Source organism: Streptacidiphilus jiangxiensis, from assembly GCF_900109465.1.
GTDB classification, from domain to species: Bacteria; Actinomycetota; Actinomycetes; order Streptomycetales; family Streptomycetaceae; genus Streptacidiphilus; species Streptacidiphilus jiangxiensis.
This window is the reverse complement of sequence record NZ_FOAZ01000003.1, coordinates 333,056-347,970: the sequence shown is the minus strand read 5'-3', so window position 1 is coordinate 347,970 and position 14,915 is coordinate 333,056. Positions and strand designations below refer to the sequence as shown.

Annotated in this window: 13 protein-coding genes; 2 read left to right on the top strand and 11 right to left on the bottom strand. The window is 75.0% G+C overall.

The window, feature by feature from the left end:
• Positions 1-38 precede the first annotated feature (38 nt).
• Positions 39-836, bottom strand: a complete 798-nt coding sequence (locus BMY61_RS07830; protein WP_143094218.1) for a hypothetical protein — start codon at positions 834-836, stop codon at positions 39-41.
• A 193-nt stretch (positions 837-1,029) separates the two neighbouring features.
• Between BMY61_RS07830 and BMY61_RS07825 the strand changes: the two genes are divergently transcribed.
• Positions 1,030-2,058, top strand: a complete 1,029-nt coding sequence (locus BMY61_RS07825; protein ID WP_042454636.1) for a helix-turn-helix transcriptional regulator — start codon at positions 1,030-1,032, stop codon at positions 2,056-2,058.
• A gap of 255 nt (positions 2,059-2,313) precedes the next feature.
• Here BMY61_RS07825 and BMY61_RS07820 read toward each other — a convergent pair whose 3' ends face one another.
• The 9 genes from BMY61_RS07820 to BMY61_RS07780 all read right to left on the bottom strand — a co-directional run bounded on the left by BMY61_RS07820 (position 2,314) and on the right by BMY61_RS07780 (position 11,594).
• Positions 2,314-3,450, bottom strand: coding sequence for a polysaccharide deacetylase family protein (locus BMY61_RS07820; protein WP_082015396.1), 1,137 nt, complete (start codon positions 3,448-3,450; stop codon positions 2,314-2,316).
• A 7-nt stretch (positions 3,451-3,457) separates the two neighbouring features.
• A complete protein-coding gene (locus BMY61_RS07815) occupies positions 3,458-4,825 on the bottom strand; it encodes a condensation domain-containing protein (RefSeq protein WP_042454627.1) in 1,368 nt (455 codons plus the stop codon).
• Positions 4,822-5,334 (bottom strand): 4'-phosphopantetheinyl transferase family protein, encoded by a 513-nt coding sequence (locus BMY61_RS07810; protein ID WP_052439159.1) that lies wholly within the window; start codon positions 5,332-5,334, stop codon positions 4,822-4,824. Before BMY61_RS07810 ends, BMY61_RS07815 begins: the two co-directional genes overlap by 4 nt.
• Entirely contained in the window at positions 5,331-6,755 is a 1,425-nt protein-coding gene (locus BMY61_RS07805) for an MATE family efflux transporter (protein ID WP_042454625.1), read from the bottom strand. The genes BMY61_RS07810 and BMY61_RS07805 overlap by 4 nt, the downstream gene beginning before the upstream one ends.
• Entirely contained in the window at positions 6,752-7,513 is a 762-nt protein-coding gene (locus BMY61_RS07800) for a hypothetical protein (protein ID WP_143094217.1), read from the bottom strand. The genes BMY61_RS07805 and BMY61_RS07800 overlap by 4 nt, the downstream gene beginning before the upstream one ends.
• Entirely contained in the window at positions 7,510-7,794 is a 285-nt protein-coding gene (locus BMY61_RS07795; protein ID WP_042454623.1) for an acyl carrier protein, read from the bottom strand. The genes BMY61_RS07800 and BMY61_RS07795 overlap by 4 nt, the downstream gene beginning before the upstream one ends.
• Complete coding sequence (locus BMY61_RS07790; protein ID WP_042454621.1) at positions 7,794-9,140, bottom strand: type III PLP-dependent enzyme; 1,347 nt, start codon at positions 9,138-9,140, stop codon at positions 7,794-7,796. Before BMY61_RS07790 ends, BMY61_RS07795 begins: the two co-directional genes overlap by 1 nt.
• The gene (locus BMY61_RS07785; protein ID WP_042454619.1) at positions 9,137-10,516 is read right to left on the bottom strand and encodes a preATP grasp domain-containing protein; all 1,380 of its coding nucleotides are present in this window, start codon (positions 10,514-10,516) and stop codon (positions 9,137-9,139) included. Before BMY61_RS07785 ends, BMY61_RS07790 begins: the two co-directional genes overlap by 4 nt.
• Before the next feature lie 148 nt (positions 10,517-10,664).
• Positions 10,665-11,594, bottom strand: coding sequence for a 3-oxoacyl-[acyl-carrier-protein] synthase III C-terminal domain-containing protein (locus tag BMY61_RS07780; protein ID WP_042454617.1), 930 nt, complete (start codon positions 11,592-11,594; stop codon positions 10,665-10,667).
• Positions 11,595-11,874: 280 nt separating this feature from the next.
• Here BMY61_RS07780 and BMY61_RS07775 point away from each other — a divergent pair, with 280 nt between their 5' ends.
• Positions 11,875-13,671 carry a non-ribosomal peptide synthetase gene (locus tag BMY61_RS07775; RefSeq protein WP_052439157.1) on the top strand — a complete coding sequence of 599 codons (1,797 nt, stop codon included), beginning with the start codon at positions 11,875-11,877 and terminating at the stop codon, positions 13,669-13,671.
• Between the two features lie 19 nt (positions 13,672-13,690).
• On the opposite strand, the gene BMY61_RS07770 is transcribed toward BMY61_RS07775, so the two are convergent.
• A complete protein-coding gene (locus BMY61_RS07770) occupies positions 13,691-14,836 on the bottom strand; it encodes an acyl-CoA dehydrogenase family protein (RefSeq protein WP_042454615.1) in 1,146 nt (381 codons plus the stop codon).
• Positions 14,837-14,915: the final 79 nt, after the last annotated feature.

The following is a 14,915-nucleotide window of genomic DNA, read 5'->3' as shown; positions in this document are numbered from 1 at the left end:
CAAGAGGGCGTGATATTCACCAGAACAAGTGTGCGCCCTCACAGCCGCCGGATGCGCCAGCCGAAGAGGGCGGCGCCGGCGCCGATGAGAGCGAGGCCGACGCCGAGGAGACGGCCGCGGTGGGCGAGGGCACTGCCGACGGGGGTGCTGCGGGGAGCGGCGATCTGCGCGCCCAGCGCGTCGGGCTGGAGGACCGCCTGCGGTCCGAGCGGGGGCGGGACGCTGGACGCGGGGCGATCCGGCTCGGCGGACGGCGGGACCGCGTCCCCGCCCTGCGGGACGGCGGCGGGCGCCGGCGAGCGCGGCGCGGTCGACGCGGTCGACGCGGTCGGGCGGGGCGCGGTCGAGGAGCGGGAGGGCCGGCCACTCGGGGACGGCTTGTGCCGGGAGAGCGAGCCGGACGCGCCCGGCGAGGGGAAGAGCGAGCTGACCACCGGCAGGGGGACCGCGCTCGTCGAGGGGCCACCGCTCGGCGGGGCGGAGGCGGACGGCGAGCCGGAGCTCCCGCCCGGGGGCGACCCGGTCGCCGAGCCGCCGGACGAGGGCACGCCCGAGGAGGGGCCGCGCGAGCCGCCGACGGCGGGCCGGGTGGACGAGAAGTGGAGCACGCGCCCGTCCGGCAGCCGCACGGTGATCTCTCCTCGCGGGCCGCCCGGACGGGTCCGTTCCGGTGTGGCGAGCTCGGGCGAGCGCGGATGCGTCGGCCGCGAAGCGGGTTCACCCGTCCGGGCCGACGCCCAGGCGGGGGCCAGGCCGGTGACCACGAGCAGTCCCGCCACGAGGGCCGTTCCCGCAGCCCGCGTGGCGCCCGTCCCCAGGACCACAAAAGCGCTCATATGCCGCAATTAGGACATCGACCCGAGGGGGTGGCAAGCGTTGCTACGCCATTCAGTACCGAGGCACCAGGACACCGCTCGACCCGGGAGCGGCCCGAGGCGACCCGAGGCGACCCGCCGCGGGGCCCGGCCCCGCGGTGCGGGCTCCATAGATGGTCTAGACCTTGCCCCGCCCGGATGCCACAATCCGGACATGGCGAACCCTCAGGAACCGCCGGGCCTGGACGCGCGCACCGCGTCGGTCTACCGCGCGATGCTCGCGCACCCCGGGGCGCGGCCCGCCGAGCTGGCGCGGCTGCTCTCCCTGACCGAGGATCACGTGCGGTCCGCCGTCGTCGAACTCGACCGGCTGGCCCTGGTGCGGCGGTCCGACGAGGCACCGGGCCGGCACCGGCCACTGCGGCCGGACGTCGCCATGGACGTGCTGATGGCCCGCCAGGAGACGCTGCTGCGGGAGTACGCCCAGCAGCTCGCGCTGTCGCGCGAGGCCGCGGCCCAGCTGGTCGCCGAGGCGGCGGGGCCGGGCACGCGGGCGGGCCGGGCCGGGGTGGAGGTGCTGGTCGGGATCGACGAGATCCGGGACCGGTTAGCGGCCCTCAGCCGGGACGTCACCGAGGAACTGCTGAGCTTCGCCCCCGACGGCCCCCAGACCGACGAGAACATGCGCGCCTCGCGGCCGCTGAACACCGCACTGCTCGGCCGCGGGGTGCGGCTGCGCACCCTCTACCTGACCAGCATCCGCAGTCACCCGCCCACCCTCGCGCACGCGCAGTGGCTCGCGGACAGCGGCGGCCAGGTCCGGACCGTCGCCACGCTGCCCACCCGCATGCTGGTCATCGACCGGCGCACCGCCGTCCTGCCCACCGACAGCCAGGACACCAAGCAGGGCGCTGTCGTCGTCTCCGTCGCCGGCGTCGTCGCGGCGCTGTGCGCGCTGTTCGAGGCGGTCTGGGCCCAGGGCGAGGCGCTGACGCTCGCGCCGCCCGGCGCCCAGCCGCGCACGGCCCGCGGCAAGGAACGCGACCTGTCCACCCAGGAGCTGGCCACGCTCCGGCTGATGGCCACGGGTCTCACCCTCGGCGGCATCGCCAAGCGGCTCGGCGTCTCCCCCCGCACCGCCCGGCGCATCACCGCGGCGCTGCTGGAACGGCTGGACGCCGGCAGCAGGTTCGAGGCGGGCGTCAAAGCGGTCCAACGCGGCTGGCTCCCGGCCGACGGCTGAGCAGCCCCCACCGGGACGGCCGGGCGCGAGACCGGCTCGGGAATCGCCACGGGGATCGCCACCGGCCTCAGCGCGAAACCGACCCCGAAACCGCCACACGGATCACCACCCGCCTCAGCGCGAAACCGACCCCGGAACCGGCACGCGGATCACCACCCGCCTCAGCGCGAAACCGACCCCGAAACCGCCACACGGATCACCACCCGCCTCAGCGCGAAACCGACCCCGGAACCGGCACGCGGATCACCACCCGCCTCAGCGCGAAACCGGCCCCGGAACCGGCACGGGCATCGCCACCGGCGTCAGCGCGGGAGCCGGTGCGGTGAGCGGCGGGTCCGGGGCCAACAGCTCGGTGAGGGTCACCGGCTCCAGCCCGCGGTCGGCCAGCCCCGCCAGGACGGCCGGCAGCGCCAGCACGGTCTGGCGGCGGTCGCCCGCGCCCTCGTGGAGCAGCACCACCGAGCCCGGCCGGACGGCCTCCAGCACGGTCGTGGCGATCCGCTCGGCCCCGGGCCGGGCCCAGTCGCGCGAGTCGACGTCCCACAGCGTCACCGTGGTCCGCTGCCCGGCCAAGGTGGCCAGTACCTCCGGGGTCTGCGAGCCGTAGGGCGGCCGGAAGCGGCTCGGCTCACGGCCGGTCACCCGGGCGATCGCCTCGGCCGTCCGGTCGATCTGCTCGCACAGCTGCGCGGGCGTCAGATCGGGCAGGAACGGGTGCGACCAGGAGTGGTTGCCCAGCTCGTGCCCGGCCTCCGTGATCCGCCGTACCTCCTCGGGCAGCGCGGCGACGTGGTGACCGACACAGAAGAACGTCGCCCGCGCGCCGTGGCGGGCCAGTACGGCCAGGATCTGCCGGGTCAGCACCGGGTCCGGCCCGTCGTCGAAGGTGAGCGCGACCTGCCGCCGGTCCCGGCGGCCGTGCTCGACGCAGCGTCCGGCGGCGGTGAGCGCCGCCCGCAGCTCCGCGCCGTCGGCCACGCCCGTCTCGAACTCGGCCTCCCGGCCGGCCAGGCTGCCGCTCTCGGGGGTGAGCCGGGCCGGCGACGCGGGCGCACGGCGTGCGCAGTCGGCCAGCGCAGCCGCGGAGACCGAGCCGAAGGCAGGGCGCTGCGGCAACGTCCACGGATCGGCCCGGCGCACGTCCAGGCCGGCGGCGGTCAGCGGGCCGTCGAGCAGCCCGTTGGTGCTGTCCAGGACGACGGCGAGTTCCCGGCCACGGCCGGCCCCGATCCGGTGCAGCCACGCCGCGAGCTCGGCGACCCGCGCCGCGCCCCACCGGGTCGGCACGGCGACCGGCCGACCGGCCCGGTCGACGACGACGGCCTCGTAGCCGTCCGCGGTCCAGGCGATCCCGGCCCAGCACTCGGGCTCGCCCATGGCCCGCTCACTCATGTCCCCCTCACTCATGTCCCAGCGCTCTCGCCTCGGCGACGACCGACTCCTCGATGCCGAACAGGAACGACTCCATGCCGGCCCGGGGCAGCAGCGCCGCGTCGGCGGTCATGGCCAGCTCCAGCGCGTCGGGGGTCAGCACCACGTCCATGGCGAAGGTGAACGCGGGCCCGCGCTGGGGGAACTCGACCGGCCAGGAGAGCCGGGTCCGCTGCCGCAGCCGGTCGAGCGTCACCGCACCGGACCCCGGATCGTCCGTGGCGGGCAGCGCGTCGGCGCGGGTGATCCGCGCGTCGTTGAAGGTGCAGGAGATGTCGGCGACCCGGCCCTGCTCAGCCCCCAGGCGGGCGATGTCCCGGTCCAGCAGCCGTTTGTCGTAGGCGGCGTGGCGGTAGGCGGTCAGCGCGGCGGTCCGGGCCCGGCCCAGGACCTCGCTGAACGGGCCGTCGGCGTGCGACAGCTGGAACAGCCCCTCCTGCGCCATCGTGCTGACCGCCTGCGCGGCGGCGGGCCGGAAGCGGTTGTTGACGACCACCTGGAGCAGCGCCTGCGGGCTGCCCGACAGCCGCGCCTGCTGTGCCGCGGCCGCCGCCAGCAGCACGGACGAACTGCTGACCCCTCGACCGGCGGCGACCAGCGCGACCGCGCCGGCCAGGGCGGGCGAGTGCAGCCGGGCGTTGGGCAGCAGCCGGTCAGGGGCGGCAGCGGCGGCGTCCGGCTCGAAGAGGCGCCGCGGCCCGCTCGCGAGCCGCTCGCACCAGTACCGCCGCGCCGCCTCGTCCCGCCGCCGCCCGCGCGGGGAGTGCTGCAGGACGGCCTCGTCCGCCGGCCGGAGCGCGGGGCGCAGCGCACGGATCCGGTCGACGGTGAGGCCGGCCGCGAGGTCGATCAGGTCCTGGTGCAGCCGCCGCACGCCCCACCCGTCGGTGGCGGTGTGGGAGAGCACGATGACCAGGTGGCGGACGAGCCCGTCCTCCTCCACCAGGCCGATGCGCAGCGGCCAGCGCCGCGCCGTGTCGAAGGGCTGCCCGAGCAGCTCCGCGAACAACGCGTCCGCGTCCGCCCTGTCACCGTGCCGCAGCACGACCGGGAGCTCTCCCTCGCCGTCCAGGTGCTGGCACAGCCGGCCGCTGTCGTCGGGCAGCAGCCTGGTCCGCAGCGAGTCGTGCAGGAGCAGCAGGCCGGTCAGGTCGTCCAGCAGCGCGGGCAGCGGCCGTCCCGGCTCGACCGGGAGCGGCAGCGCGACGTTGTAGCGCGGCGCGTCCGCGCCGAGGACGGCGACGGCGTCCCAGATCGCCTGCTGCCCCCAGGTGGCGGGCGCGGTTCCGCTGCGGGCTGCGGCGACGCGGAGCCTCAGCAGCTGATCCGTGGTCATGGGCTTCCCTTCGAGACGTGACGGAGCAGGGGCGCCCGTCCGCCGGTGACGGCGAGCGCGGCGACGTAGCCGGGTGGGGCGTCGAGATCGAGGACCCCCCGCGGGGTCAGCCGCAGCACGTCCAGCAGGCGGCGACCGTCGGCCTTGGCCCACGCCTCCCTGCGGCACAGGGCCCGGTGGTACGCCTCCCGGGGATCGGCCGCACGGGCGATCCGCTCGGACTCGGCCGCGGGGAGGAAGCGCCGCGCGGCGGCGAGCGGATCGGGTCGCTCGCGCACCCGCTGGATGTCGACGCCGACAGGCCCGTCCGGAGAGAGGGCGAGCAGCGTGTGCTCGCCGCTGTGGCTGAGGTTCCAGTGCAGGCCGCCCGGCTCGACCGGCCCCGGCTTGCCGTGCGGGCCGAGGTCCCAGGCCAGTGCGGACGGGTCGGCGCCGACGCGGCGGGCGAGGACCGGCCGCACGTCGGCACCGGGCCCGAGATGCCACAGCTCGACGCGGGCGGCGGTCATCGCGCGCCCCCCGCGCGTCCCGTCCGACCCACGCGATCGGTGCGGTCCATGCGGTCCACGCGGCGCAGCGTCAGCGTCGTCACCCACGCGACGCCGAGCAGGTTGGCCACCGCCCAGACCACGTACAGCGCGTGCGGCGCGTCGAGCGCGCGCGCCGCCACACCGCCCACGGCGAGCGTCACCGAGAAGGAGCAGAGGTTCACCGTGGCCGCGAGGCGCCCGGCGCCGATCTGCTCCAGGAAGGTGAGCTGGAACAACAGCGGGCCCAGCCCCACGTACGACGGGCCGATGATGTGCAGGAACGCGGCCACTTCCGCGCCCGCCGCCGGGTCCGACGCCATCGCCCGTGCCAGCGGACCGGCGGCGAGCAGGCCGAGGACGGCGACGGCGACGTACACCCCGATCGCGATCCGCAGACCCACGCGGTGCGCGGCGCGCAGCGCCGAGGGGTCGCCTGCGGACCAACGCCGGTTGGCCGTCACGGCGGTGGCCGTGCCGAGCGCCAACGCCGGAACGACCGCCACGGACTGGACGGTGACGGCCGCGCCGTAGCCGGCGACCGTCCGCGCCCCGAAGGGGGTCAGGATCCACTCGACGACGAGGTTGTTCGCGCTCAGCATCACGAAGGTGGCGGCGATCGGCAGGCCGATGCCGAGCACCAGGGCCCGCACGTCGACCGGCGGACCGGTCTGCGCGCCCGGCGCCGCCGTCCGTCGCTCCGCACCCAGCAGCCGGGACCGCCACAGCAACCCGCCACCGAGTGCGACGCCGAGCAGCATCGACGCTCCCGTGGCCCAAGGCAGGCTGAAGGCCCCCAGGCCGCCCCGCAGCCCGAACAGCCACACGCCGGCGATCTGCACGCACACCACCGAGAAGGTCAGCGCCGCCGCGCCCCTCGGCCGTCCTCCCCCGCGCAGCAGCGCGGTGGTGACGTTGACCGGCACGCCGAGCACCGTCACCAGCGCGTTCCAGCGCAGCACCGCGACGAAGTCGCCCGCCGCGCCGGACGGGACGTGCAGCAGCGAGGCCACGGCGGGTGCGGCGAGCGAGACGGCCACGGCGACCACGCCGCAGCAGGCCAGCCCGACGGCGTTGAGCCGGGCGAAGAGGCCGCGCAGCGCCGCCGGGTCGTCCCGGCCGAGGCAGCGGGCGGCGCCGACCTGGGTGACGACCTCCAGCGCCTCCTGGAGTGCGATGAAGAGGAGACCGGCGGGGATCAGCAGCCCGCGCACGTAGAGCGCGTCGCCGCCGAGGTGGCCGAGCAGCGCGGCGACGACCGACTGGCCACCCACCCAGACCACCGCCCCGAACGCGACCGGTAGGGCGACGCCGGCGATCTCCCGCCGGATCGGGGCGACCGACGCGGACCCCTGGCCACCTGCGGCGGTCTCCTCGTCCGGCGCGGTCCGTGCGAGTGTCACCCCGGTTCCCCCGGCCCGCCCGGGTCCGCCGGTGCGGCGCTGACGAGGTCGAGGCGGCAGCGGTAGGAGAGCGCGGCGTCACGGGCGACGACCGTCACCGACTCCCCGCCGAGCCGCGGCCACTGCTCCGCCAGCACCGCCCAGGCTCCGGTGACTCCCTCCTCGCCCGGCTCCTCGCCGAGGGCCGAGGTCACCAGGCGGTGGGTCGGCGCGCCGTCGAGCGCGCCGCGCCGGACGACCACCCGGTCGACCCGGTGGCGGCCGGCCGGTCCGAGGAGCAGCAGCACCGCGCGGTCCTGGGCCGGACGCACCGACCCCCATTCGTCGGGCAGCCGGCACTGCTCCAGCACCAGCACCGCCGCCCGCCGGGCGTCGCCGCAGGCGATCCGGTCGGCGGCGACGCGGATCGCGGTGAACGGCCCGGCCGCACCCTGGTCGGCGAGGCCCAGCACGGACGGCCGTCCCGGCAGCAGGTGGCCGAGCAGGCTGCCGGGGTAGCCCATCTCCCCGCAGTCCGCGGTGGCGGTCACGGTGACGGCGAGATCCACCGGCTCGGCCGGGTCGACGGCCTTGGCGGCCAGCTCGACCATCTCGTCGAAGGTCCGCCCGTGCCCCCGGCTCAGCCAGGGGCCCTGCTCCGCGCCCGGGTGGAAGAACGCGGTGCGCAGGGCGTAGTCCCGGATCATCGGTGTCCCGGGCCCGTGCCCCGGCAGGGTGTCCACCGGCAGCAGCAGCACCCGCTCCAGGTGTGCCCTCACGGCAGGTAGGCGAGCAGGTAGTCCGTCAGGGCCCCGACGCTCTCCAGGTGGTGCTGGTCCAGCTCGTCGGTGTCGACCTCGATGTCGAGGCCGTCCTCCAGTCCCATCAGCAGGCCCAGCACGCTGGTGGAGTCGATGTCCAGGTCGTCGAAGAGGCGGGTGGCCTCGGTGACGTCGGGCAGTTGGCGGCCGAGCACCTCGACGAGAGCGGCGACGACCGCGTGGACGACATCCGGTCTTCTGGCGTCGGTGCCGGGCGGGGTGGGGAGGGTCGCGGTCATCAGGAACTCCGTTCGGCGGTCGGGTCGTCGTGGAAGCCGTCGTGGAAGTCGTGCAGGATCTGCGGACCGAGCAGGTCCTCGACCCGGTCGCGACGGCGGATCAGGCGGGCCCGGCCGCGGTGGACCAGCACCTCCGCCGGATAGCCGTGGCTGAGGAAGAACACCGGTGAGGCGGTGGGCCCGTAAGCACCGGAGCGCTCCACGCCGAGCAGGTCCCCGGCGCGCAGGTCGGCCGGCAACAGGGCGCCCTTGGCGAGGGTGTCGCTGGGCGTGCAGAGCGGGCCGGTGAGGTTCCAGCGCGCGGTCTGCTGGGCGCCGTCGCGGTTCAGCAGCCGCACCGGGAAGTTGCGCCGGATCGCGGAGCCGATGCCGACGGCGGTGAGGTGGTGGTTGGTCCCGCCGTCGGCGACGGCGAACCGCTCACCCAGGGACTCCTTCACCGAGCGGACGGTGGTCACGTAGAGACCGCTGTGGGCCACCAGGTAGCGGCCGAGCTCCATGGCCAGCCGAGTGCCGGGACGGCGGGTGCGGAAGGCGTCCACGACGGGGTTGATCCCGGCCGTGAGCCGTTCGACGTCGAGGTCCAGCTCGCCGGCGAAGTAGGCGACGCCCAGGCCGCCGCCGACGTCCACCAGCTCCGGCTCGAAGCCCAGCCGGGTGGCGACGCGTTCGGCCAGGTCCAGAATCCGCCGGATGTTGTCGACCAGGGTCTCCTCGGAGAGGAACCGGGTCCCCGGATAGGCCTGCACGCCGGTGAGCCGCACCGAGCGGTGCGCGCCCGCCAGGCCCGGAGCGGCGAGCAGCTGCTCCTCGTCGATGCCGAACTGGCGGGGCTTTCCGCCCATGGTGAGGCCAGAACTCTTGACCTGGAAGGCGGGGTTGACCCGTAGCACCACGCGCGCGACCACACCCAGGCGCTCGGCGGTCCGGTCGATCAGGGCCAGCTCGTCGAAGGACTCGCAGATCACGGCGAGGATGCCCGCCTTCAGGCAGGCCTCGATCTCGGTCTCGCTCTTGCCGGGCCCGAGGAAGAGGATCTGTTCGGCCGGCACGCCGACGGCGAGCACGGTCTCCAGCTCCACCAGCGAGGAGACCTCGGCCCGAGCGCCCAGGCCGTGCAGCAGGGCGCAGATGCTGACGTTCGGGTTGGCCTTGAGCGAGTAGAACAGCTCGACGGCCGGATGCAGCCGCTCGCGCAGCCCGAGGTACTGGCGCTCGATCACCGCGCCGTCGTAGAGGTAGAGCGGCGTGCCGAACTCCTCGGCCAGGTCGCGAACGGCCAGCCCCTGCACTGTGTGTCCTTGCGCGGTGTGTCCCTGCACGATGTGTCCCTGCCCGACGGTCATGCCGTTCCTCCTCGTGCTCCGAAGGCGCCCAGCCGCGCGACGACGGCGGCGTCCCACTCCTCGACCTCGGCCTGCGAGCCGCCGATCACCAGCGCGTGCAGCCGCCCGGTGAAGGGCTCGCCGGGCGCGTGGGCACCGTGGGCCGCGTTGACGGTGGCGAAGCCGTCGACCAGCAGGCCGGAGCCGCGGTCGCGGCCCGGTGCGAGCAGCAGCCCGTCGAGGCGCTCCCGCAGCTCGTCGAAGGCGAGGGGTCGGCACAGCCGAAGCCGGTACTGCCGGGCCAGCGCGACGGCGCCCTCGGGGACGAACCGCTCCTGCAGCCGCGTCTGGTAGGTCGCCATGTTGTTGCGGGCGTTGATCTCCACCACCGGCAGCAGGCCGCCGTGCTGCTCGATCATCGCGTCCACGCCGACCACACCGTGGTAGCCGTCGGCGGCGAGCCGTTTGCCGAGGGCGTGCGCGCACTCCTCGACGGTGTCCAGGTGGGCCGGCGTGAGCCGCGCGGGCATCCGGTGGCCCACGCTCACGCCCTGCGCGATCAGCGCCTCCTTGACGAAGTCGAAGCGCACCGAGCCGTCCCGGGCGAGCGTGAAGTGGCAGGTCAGGTCCGTCTCCTTGGCGGCCCACTCCTCCACGACCAGGGCGACGCGCTCGTCCCCGGACCGCTCGGCCCGCCGGGTGACCATGGTGACCAGGCGGTCGAGCCTGGCCGGGTCGTCGACCACCGCGATCCCCTTGCCGGAGACCCCGTAGGCGTCCTTGACGCCGATCCGGCCTCCGGCGGCGAGCACGGCGGCGGCCTCCCCGGCGGCCGCGGCGAACTGCGCGACCGTCTCGCACTCCCAGCCGCGCACCTGCCGGATGCCCAGCTCGTCGGCGAGGCGACGGCTGTAGATCTTGCCGTTGACCGCCTTGGCCACCGCAGCGCCCGGCAGCGCCGACGCCAGGCCGGTCCGTGCGCAGATCCGCTCCTCGAGGGCGGACATCCCGTGCGGCCACAACCGCGCACCTGCCGCGCCGAGTTCGCGCAGCGTGGCGAGCAGGGCGGGCGAGGTCAGCACGTCCTCGCTGACGCTGCGACCGGGCTCGGTGACCTCGGGGACCAGCACCTGCGGCAGGTCCAGTCCGAGACCACGCAGCTGGTCCAGGAAGCCCGGGTCGGGCGCGGACTTCAGCACCACGTGGTCGCCAGGGCCGCCGAGCAGCAGCGCGAACTCGTCCATGCGGTGCGCGACGGCGGCGGCAGCCCGGCTGCCGAGGGCCGGCAGGCCCACCTCGCCCCGGGCCCACTCGTCCTCGACCGCGAAGTTGCCCAACAGGACCATCGGCGTGTCCGGGGCCCCGGTGCAGGCCTCCTTCACACCCTCCAGAAACACGTCGGTTCACTCCTCTTGGGCAGGGCCGTACGCCGCGCGCACGCGGGCAGGCGTGGGCGCGCCGGTACGCGCCGCAGCGGCAGGACGGCGGGACGGCGGGACGGCGGGACGGCGGGATGTGGTGACGGGTCGGCTCGCAGGCCGTGGGCTAGTGCCGGAAGACCATGGCGGCGAAGGTCGCGCCGAGGCCGACTCCGGCCATCAGGTAGTGGTCGCCCGGGGCGAGGCGCCCCAGGCGCACCGCGTCGGCGTGGTTGACGAAGGAGTCCGCGCAGAAGGCGTGGCCGAGCTCGGGGACGTTGTCGAGGAAGACCCGGTCGATCGGCAGACCGATGGTGCGGCAGACCCGGGTCCAGGAGTAGCGGTTGACGTTGTGCGGCAGCACCAGGTCCAGGTCCGCGAAGTCGAGGCCGGCCCGTTCGACCGCGTCCGTCATCGCGGCGACCAGCATCGGGACGTAGCTCTCGCCGAACCGCTCGGCGCGCTCCTCGGACGGCACCACCTGGTGGTACTCGCCGTAGGTGTGCGCGGCGTAGCCGAGCAGTTCGTCCCGGCCGCCGCCGGCCCGGACCAGGCACGCCGCGGCGGCCTCGCCCATCACCGTGGTGCCCGCGATCATGCGGCTGCCCGGAATGTTCGCCTTCTCGCCCGTCAGCACGAGCGCAAACGCGTCCGGATCGCCGTCGGCCGCGAGCAGCCGTCCGGCCAGGTCGACGGCGAGCAGGCCGGAGGCGCAGGCCTGCTGGTGGACGGTCATGGCGACGGCCCCGGTCAGCCCGAGCTCCGCGCAGGCCTCGTGCAGCGCGTTGTCCACCGCCGGGCCCGCCATGGCGAGCGTCCGTCCGGCCAGCACGTACCGCACGCGGTGTTCGTTGCCGCGAAGCCCGGAAAGGGAGCGGGCAGCCGCCACCATGAGGCCGCGCAGGTCCTTGTCGGGCGCCAGGCGGACCCGGTGCAGGTCGAGGTAGCGCCGGAAGATCCGCACGTCCTGCGGCGGGATTCCCAGCTCAGGAGCCAGCTCGGCGATCTCCACCGGGAGTTCCGGGATCCAGCGGGCCACCTCGGTCAGGGCGGTCACTGCCAGCCCATGTCGTGCAGTCGAAGTATCCCGTTCACGACGAGACTTCCCCCTCTGATGCAGCGTCGGCGCCCGACCCCCCGTGGCGCCGTTGCCATCCTTCAACGCCGCGACGGCCGCTCGGAAGGGCATTGGGGTGGACACCTGGGGCCATGGCCCCAGGTGTCCACGCCGACCTGCGCCGGAAGCCCGGAATTGGCCGACAATTGGTCCAGACCACGTTCTAGACTCCAGCCCGCCAGCCCCTTGGGACTGCCCACGCCGAGAGCGGAGCCGATCCATGCCCGACAGCATCGCCGTGCTCAACCCGCATGCAGCGCCGCCCCGTTGCGGAACGGTGCGCGAGCTCCCCGCCACCACCGTGCTCGGGCTCTTCGAGTCCCGCGCCGCCGCCGAACCGTCCGCGCCAGCGCTGTACTGCGCCGGCGCCCGCCTGACCTACGGCGAGCTCGACGCCGCCGCCGAGGCGCTGGCGGAACGCCTGCGCGGCCGAGGGGTCGGCGCGGGCAGCCGCGTCGCCGTCTGCCTGGACCGCTCACCGGACCTGCTGACCGGACTGCTCGCGGTCTGGAAGGCCGGGGGCGTCCACCTGCCGGTGGACCTCGGTTACCCGGCCGAGCGGATCACCCACCTGCTCACCGACTCCGGCGCGGTGCTCGCCCTCTCCCGCTCCGACCTGCAGGACCGCCTCCCGGCCGCGAGCACGGTGCCGACCCTGCTCACCGACCGGTCGGACCCGCGCGCGAGCGCCGTCGCCCGGCCCGGCCTCACCCACGCCGACCCCGCCCACCTGATCTACACCTCCGGCTCCACCGGACTCCCCAAGGGCGTGCTGAACAGCCATGGAGCGCTGCTCAACGTCGTCCTGGAGCTCGGCAGGGAGATGCCCTGCGAGCCCGGCGACCGTTGGCTGGCGATGGCCGCCGCGGGCTTCGACATCGCCATGGCCGAGTTCTGCGTGCCGCTGGCCACCGGCGCCGAGCTGGTCCTGCCCACCGAGGACGAGCTGCGCGACCCGCGTCGCCTGGTGGCGCTGATCGACGAGCTGGCCGTGACCCGGATGCAGGCCGTCCCCTCGCAGTGGCGGCTGCTGCTCGACGCCGGCTTCGACGCCCCCGAGCTGGTCGCCATGGTCGGCGGTGAAAGCCTCGGCGTGAACCTGGCGCAGGAGCTGCGCGGCCGTGTCGCGGCCCTGTTCAACGGTTACGGCCCGACGGAGACCACCGTGCTCTCCACGCTCTGGCGGGTGCCCGCGCAGGTCGGGTCGGTCTCGCTGGGCCTGCCGATCGCCAACACCCGGCTGCACCTGCTCGGCCCCGACCTCGCCCCCGTCCCGGACGGCGCGACGGGTGAACTGTGCATCGCCGGAGCCGGGGTGGCCGACGGCTACCCGAACAGACCGGAGCTGACCGCGGAGCGCTTCGTCCCGGAGCCCGCCCGCACCGACGGCGCCCTGATGTACCGGACCGGCGACCTCTGCCGGTGGCGCGCCGACGGCACCCTGGAGTTCCTCGGCCGGTCCGACGGGCAGGTCAAGGTCAACGGCCGTCGGATCGAGCTCGGCGAGGTGGAGTCGGCGCTGAGCGCGATGCCCGGCGTCACCGGCGTCTGTGTCGCCGTCCACGACCAGGGCGACGCGGGTGCCGCGCTGGTCGCCTACCTGGTCCCGGCCGCGGGCGCGCAGGCCCCCGACCCCGCCGGCGTCCGCGCGTTCGGCCGGGACCGGCTGCCGGCGGCGCTGGTCCCGGGCCTGGTCGTGGTCCTGGACGCGTTCCCGCTCACCCCGCACGGCAAGGTGGACCGCGCCGCGCTGCCGGCACCACTGCCGGCGGCCTCGGACGCGGGCCCGGTGGACGGCGTCACCGGCGAGGTGTGCGCGCTGCTCGGCCGGATCCTCTCCGTGCCCACGGTCCGTCCCGAGGACGACCCGGCCGACCTCGGGGCGACCTCGCTCAGCCTGATGCAGCTCTCCGGTCGGCTGCACGAGCGCTGGGGCGTCGACGTCTCCCCGGACGACCTGCTCGAGGCGACGTCGGTCGACGCCATCGCGGCCCTGGTCCGCGCGTCGCGCGGCTGAGGGACCACCCGCCGACGGATCACACGCCCAGGGAGCGGCCGATCAGCTCCTTCATCACCTCGTTGGTCCCGCCGTAGATCGGCATCATCCGGGTGTCGACGAAGGCCCGGGCCACCGCCTGCTCGCGCATGTAGCCGTAGCCGCCGTGCAGTTGCAGGCAGCGGTCGACCACGCGCCGCTGCAGGTCCGTGGTCCACCACTTGGCCCGGGCCGCCGTCACCGGATCGCGGCGGCCCGCGTTGTGGTCGAGCAGGCAGCGGTCCACGTAGGTGCGGGCGATGTCGATCTCGGTCGACATCTCGGCCAGCTCGAACCGGTTGTGCTGGAAGCTGCCGATCGGCTGCCCGAAGGCCGTCCGGGTCCGGCAGTACTCCAGCGTCTGCGCGAACACGGTCTCCGCTCCGGCCACCGCCGCCGCCGCGATGCTGAGTCGTTCCCGCACCAGGTGCTCGCGCAGGTGCCGCAGGCCGTGCCCGCGCCGACCGAGCAGATTCGCCGCCGGCACGCGCACGTCGTCGAAGAAGAGCTCGGCGGTGTCCTGCGCGGGCCGACCGAGCTTCTCCAACGGCCGCCCCCGCTCGAAGCCCGGCATCCCCCGCTCGACCACCAGCAGGCTGAGCCCGCCGCGCAGCCGGTCGCCCGGCTCGGTCCGGGCCGCCACGATCACCAGATCGGCGTGCACACCGTTGGTGACGAAGGTCTTGGCGCCGTTCAGCACGTAGCTGTCGCCCTGCAGCTCCGCGCGGGTGGTCAGCGCCTGCAGGTCGCTCCCGGCTCCGGGTTCGGTGATCGCGATCGCGGTCACCAGCTCGCCGGAGCAGAAGCCCGGCAGCCAGCGGCGGCGCTGCTCCTCGGTGCCCAGCGCGTTGAGATACGGTCCGACCACGTCGTTGTGCAGGGCGAATCCGAGCCCGGTGGCGCCGGCCCGGACCAACTCCTCGGCGAGCAGCACCGGATACCGGATGTCCTCGGTCCCGCCCCCGCCGAGCTCGACCGCCACGTCGAACCCGAGCAGCCCCGCCCCGCCCGCCGCGCGCCAGACCTGACGGTCGACCAACCCCCGGCGCTCCCACTCCTCGTGGAACGGCGCCACCTCCCGCTCGACGAACGCCCGCACCATCGCGGCGAAGTCCCGGTGCTCCTGGTCGAGGACGTGCTCCTGCATCCCGCGTACCCTTTCCCGCGTCAAGGTCGCCAAAGGTCTAGACAACAGGCGGTGCGAGGGCAGCGTAGCGGTCGCGCGC

Bases quoted from the DNA above. Each gene is read 5' to 3' on its own strand.
- BMY61_RS07830 (WP_143094218.1), bottom strand. From the start codon at position 836: ATGAGCGCTTTTGTGGTCCTGGGGACGGGCGCCACGCGGGCTGCGGGA.
- BMY61_RS07825 (WP_042454636.1), top strand. From the start codon at position 1,030: ATGGCGAACCCTCAGGAACCGCCGGGCCTGGACGCGCGCACCGCGTCG.
- BMY61_RS07820 (WP_082015396.1), bottom strand. From the start codon at position 3,450: ATGAGTGAGCGGGCCATGGGCGAGCCCGAGTGCTGGGCCGGGATCGCC.
- BMY61_RS07815 (WP_042454627.1), bottom strand. From the start codon at position 4,825: ATGACCACGGATCAGCTGCTGAGGCTCCGCGTCGCCGCAGCCCGCAGC.
- BMY61_RS07810 (WP_052439159.1), bottom strand. From the start codon at position 5,334: ATGACCGCCGCCCGCGTCGAGCTGTGGCATCTCGGGCCCGGTGCCGAC.
- BMY61_RS07795 (WP_042454623.1), bottom strand. From the start codon at position 7,794: ATGACCGCGACCCTCCCCACCCCGCCCGGCACCGACGCCAGAAGACCG.
- BMY61_RS07790 (WP_042454621.1), bottom strand. From the start codon at position 9,140: ATGACCGTCGGGCAGGGACACATCGTGCAGGGACACACCGCGCAAGGA.
- BMY61_RS07775 (WP_052439157.1), top strand. From the start codon at position 11,875: ATGCCCGACAGCATCGCCGTGCTCAACCCGCATGCAGCGCCGCCCCGT.
- BMY61_RS07770 (WP_042454615.1), bottom strand. From the start codon at position 14,836: ATGCAGGAGCACGTCCTCGACCAGGAGCACCGGGACTTCGCCGCGATG.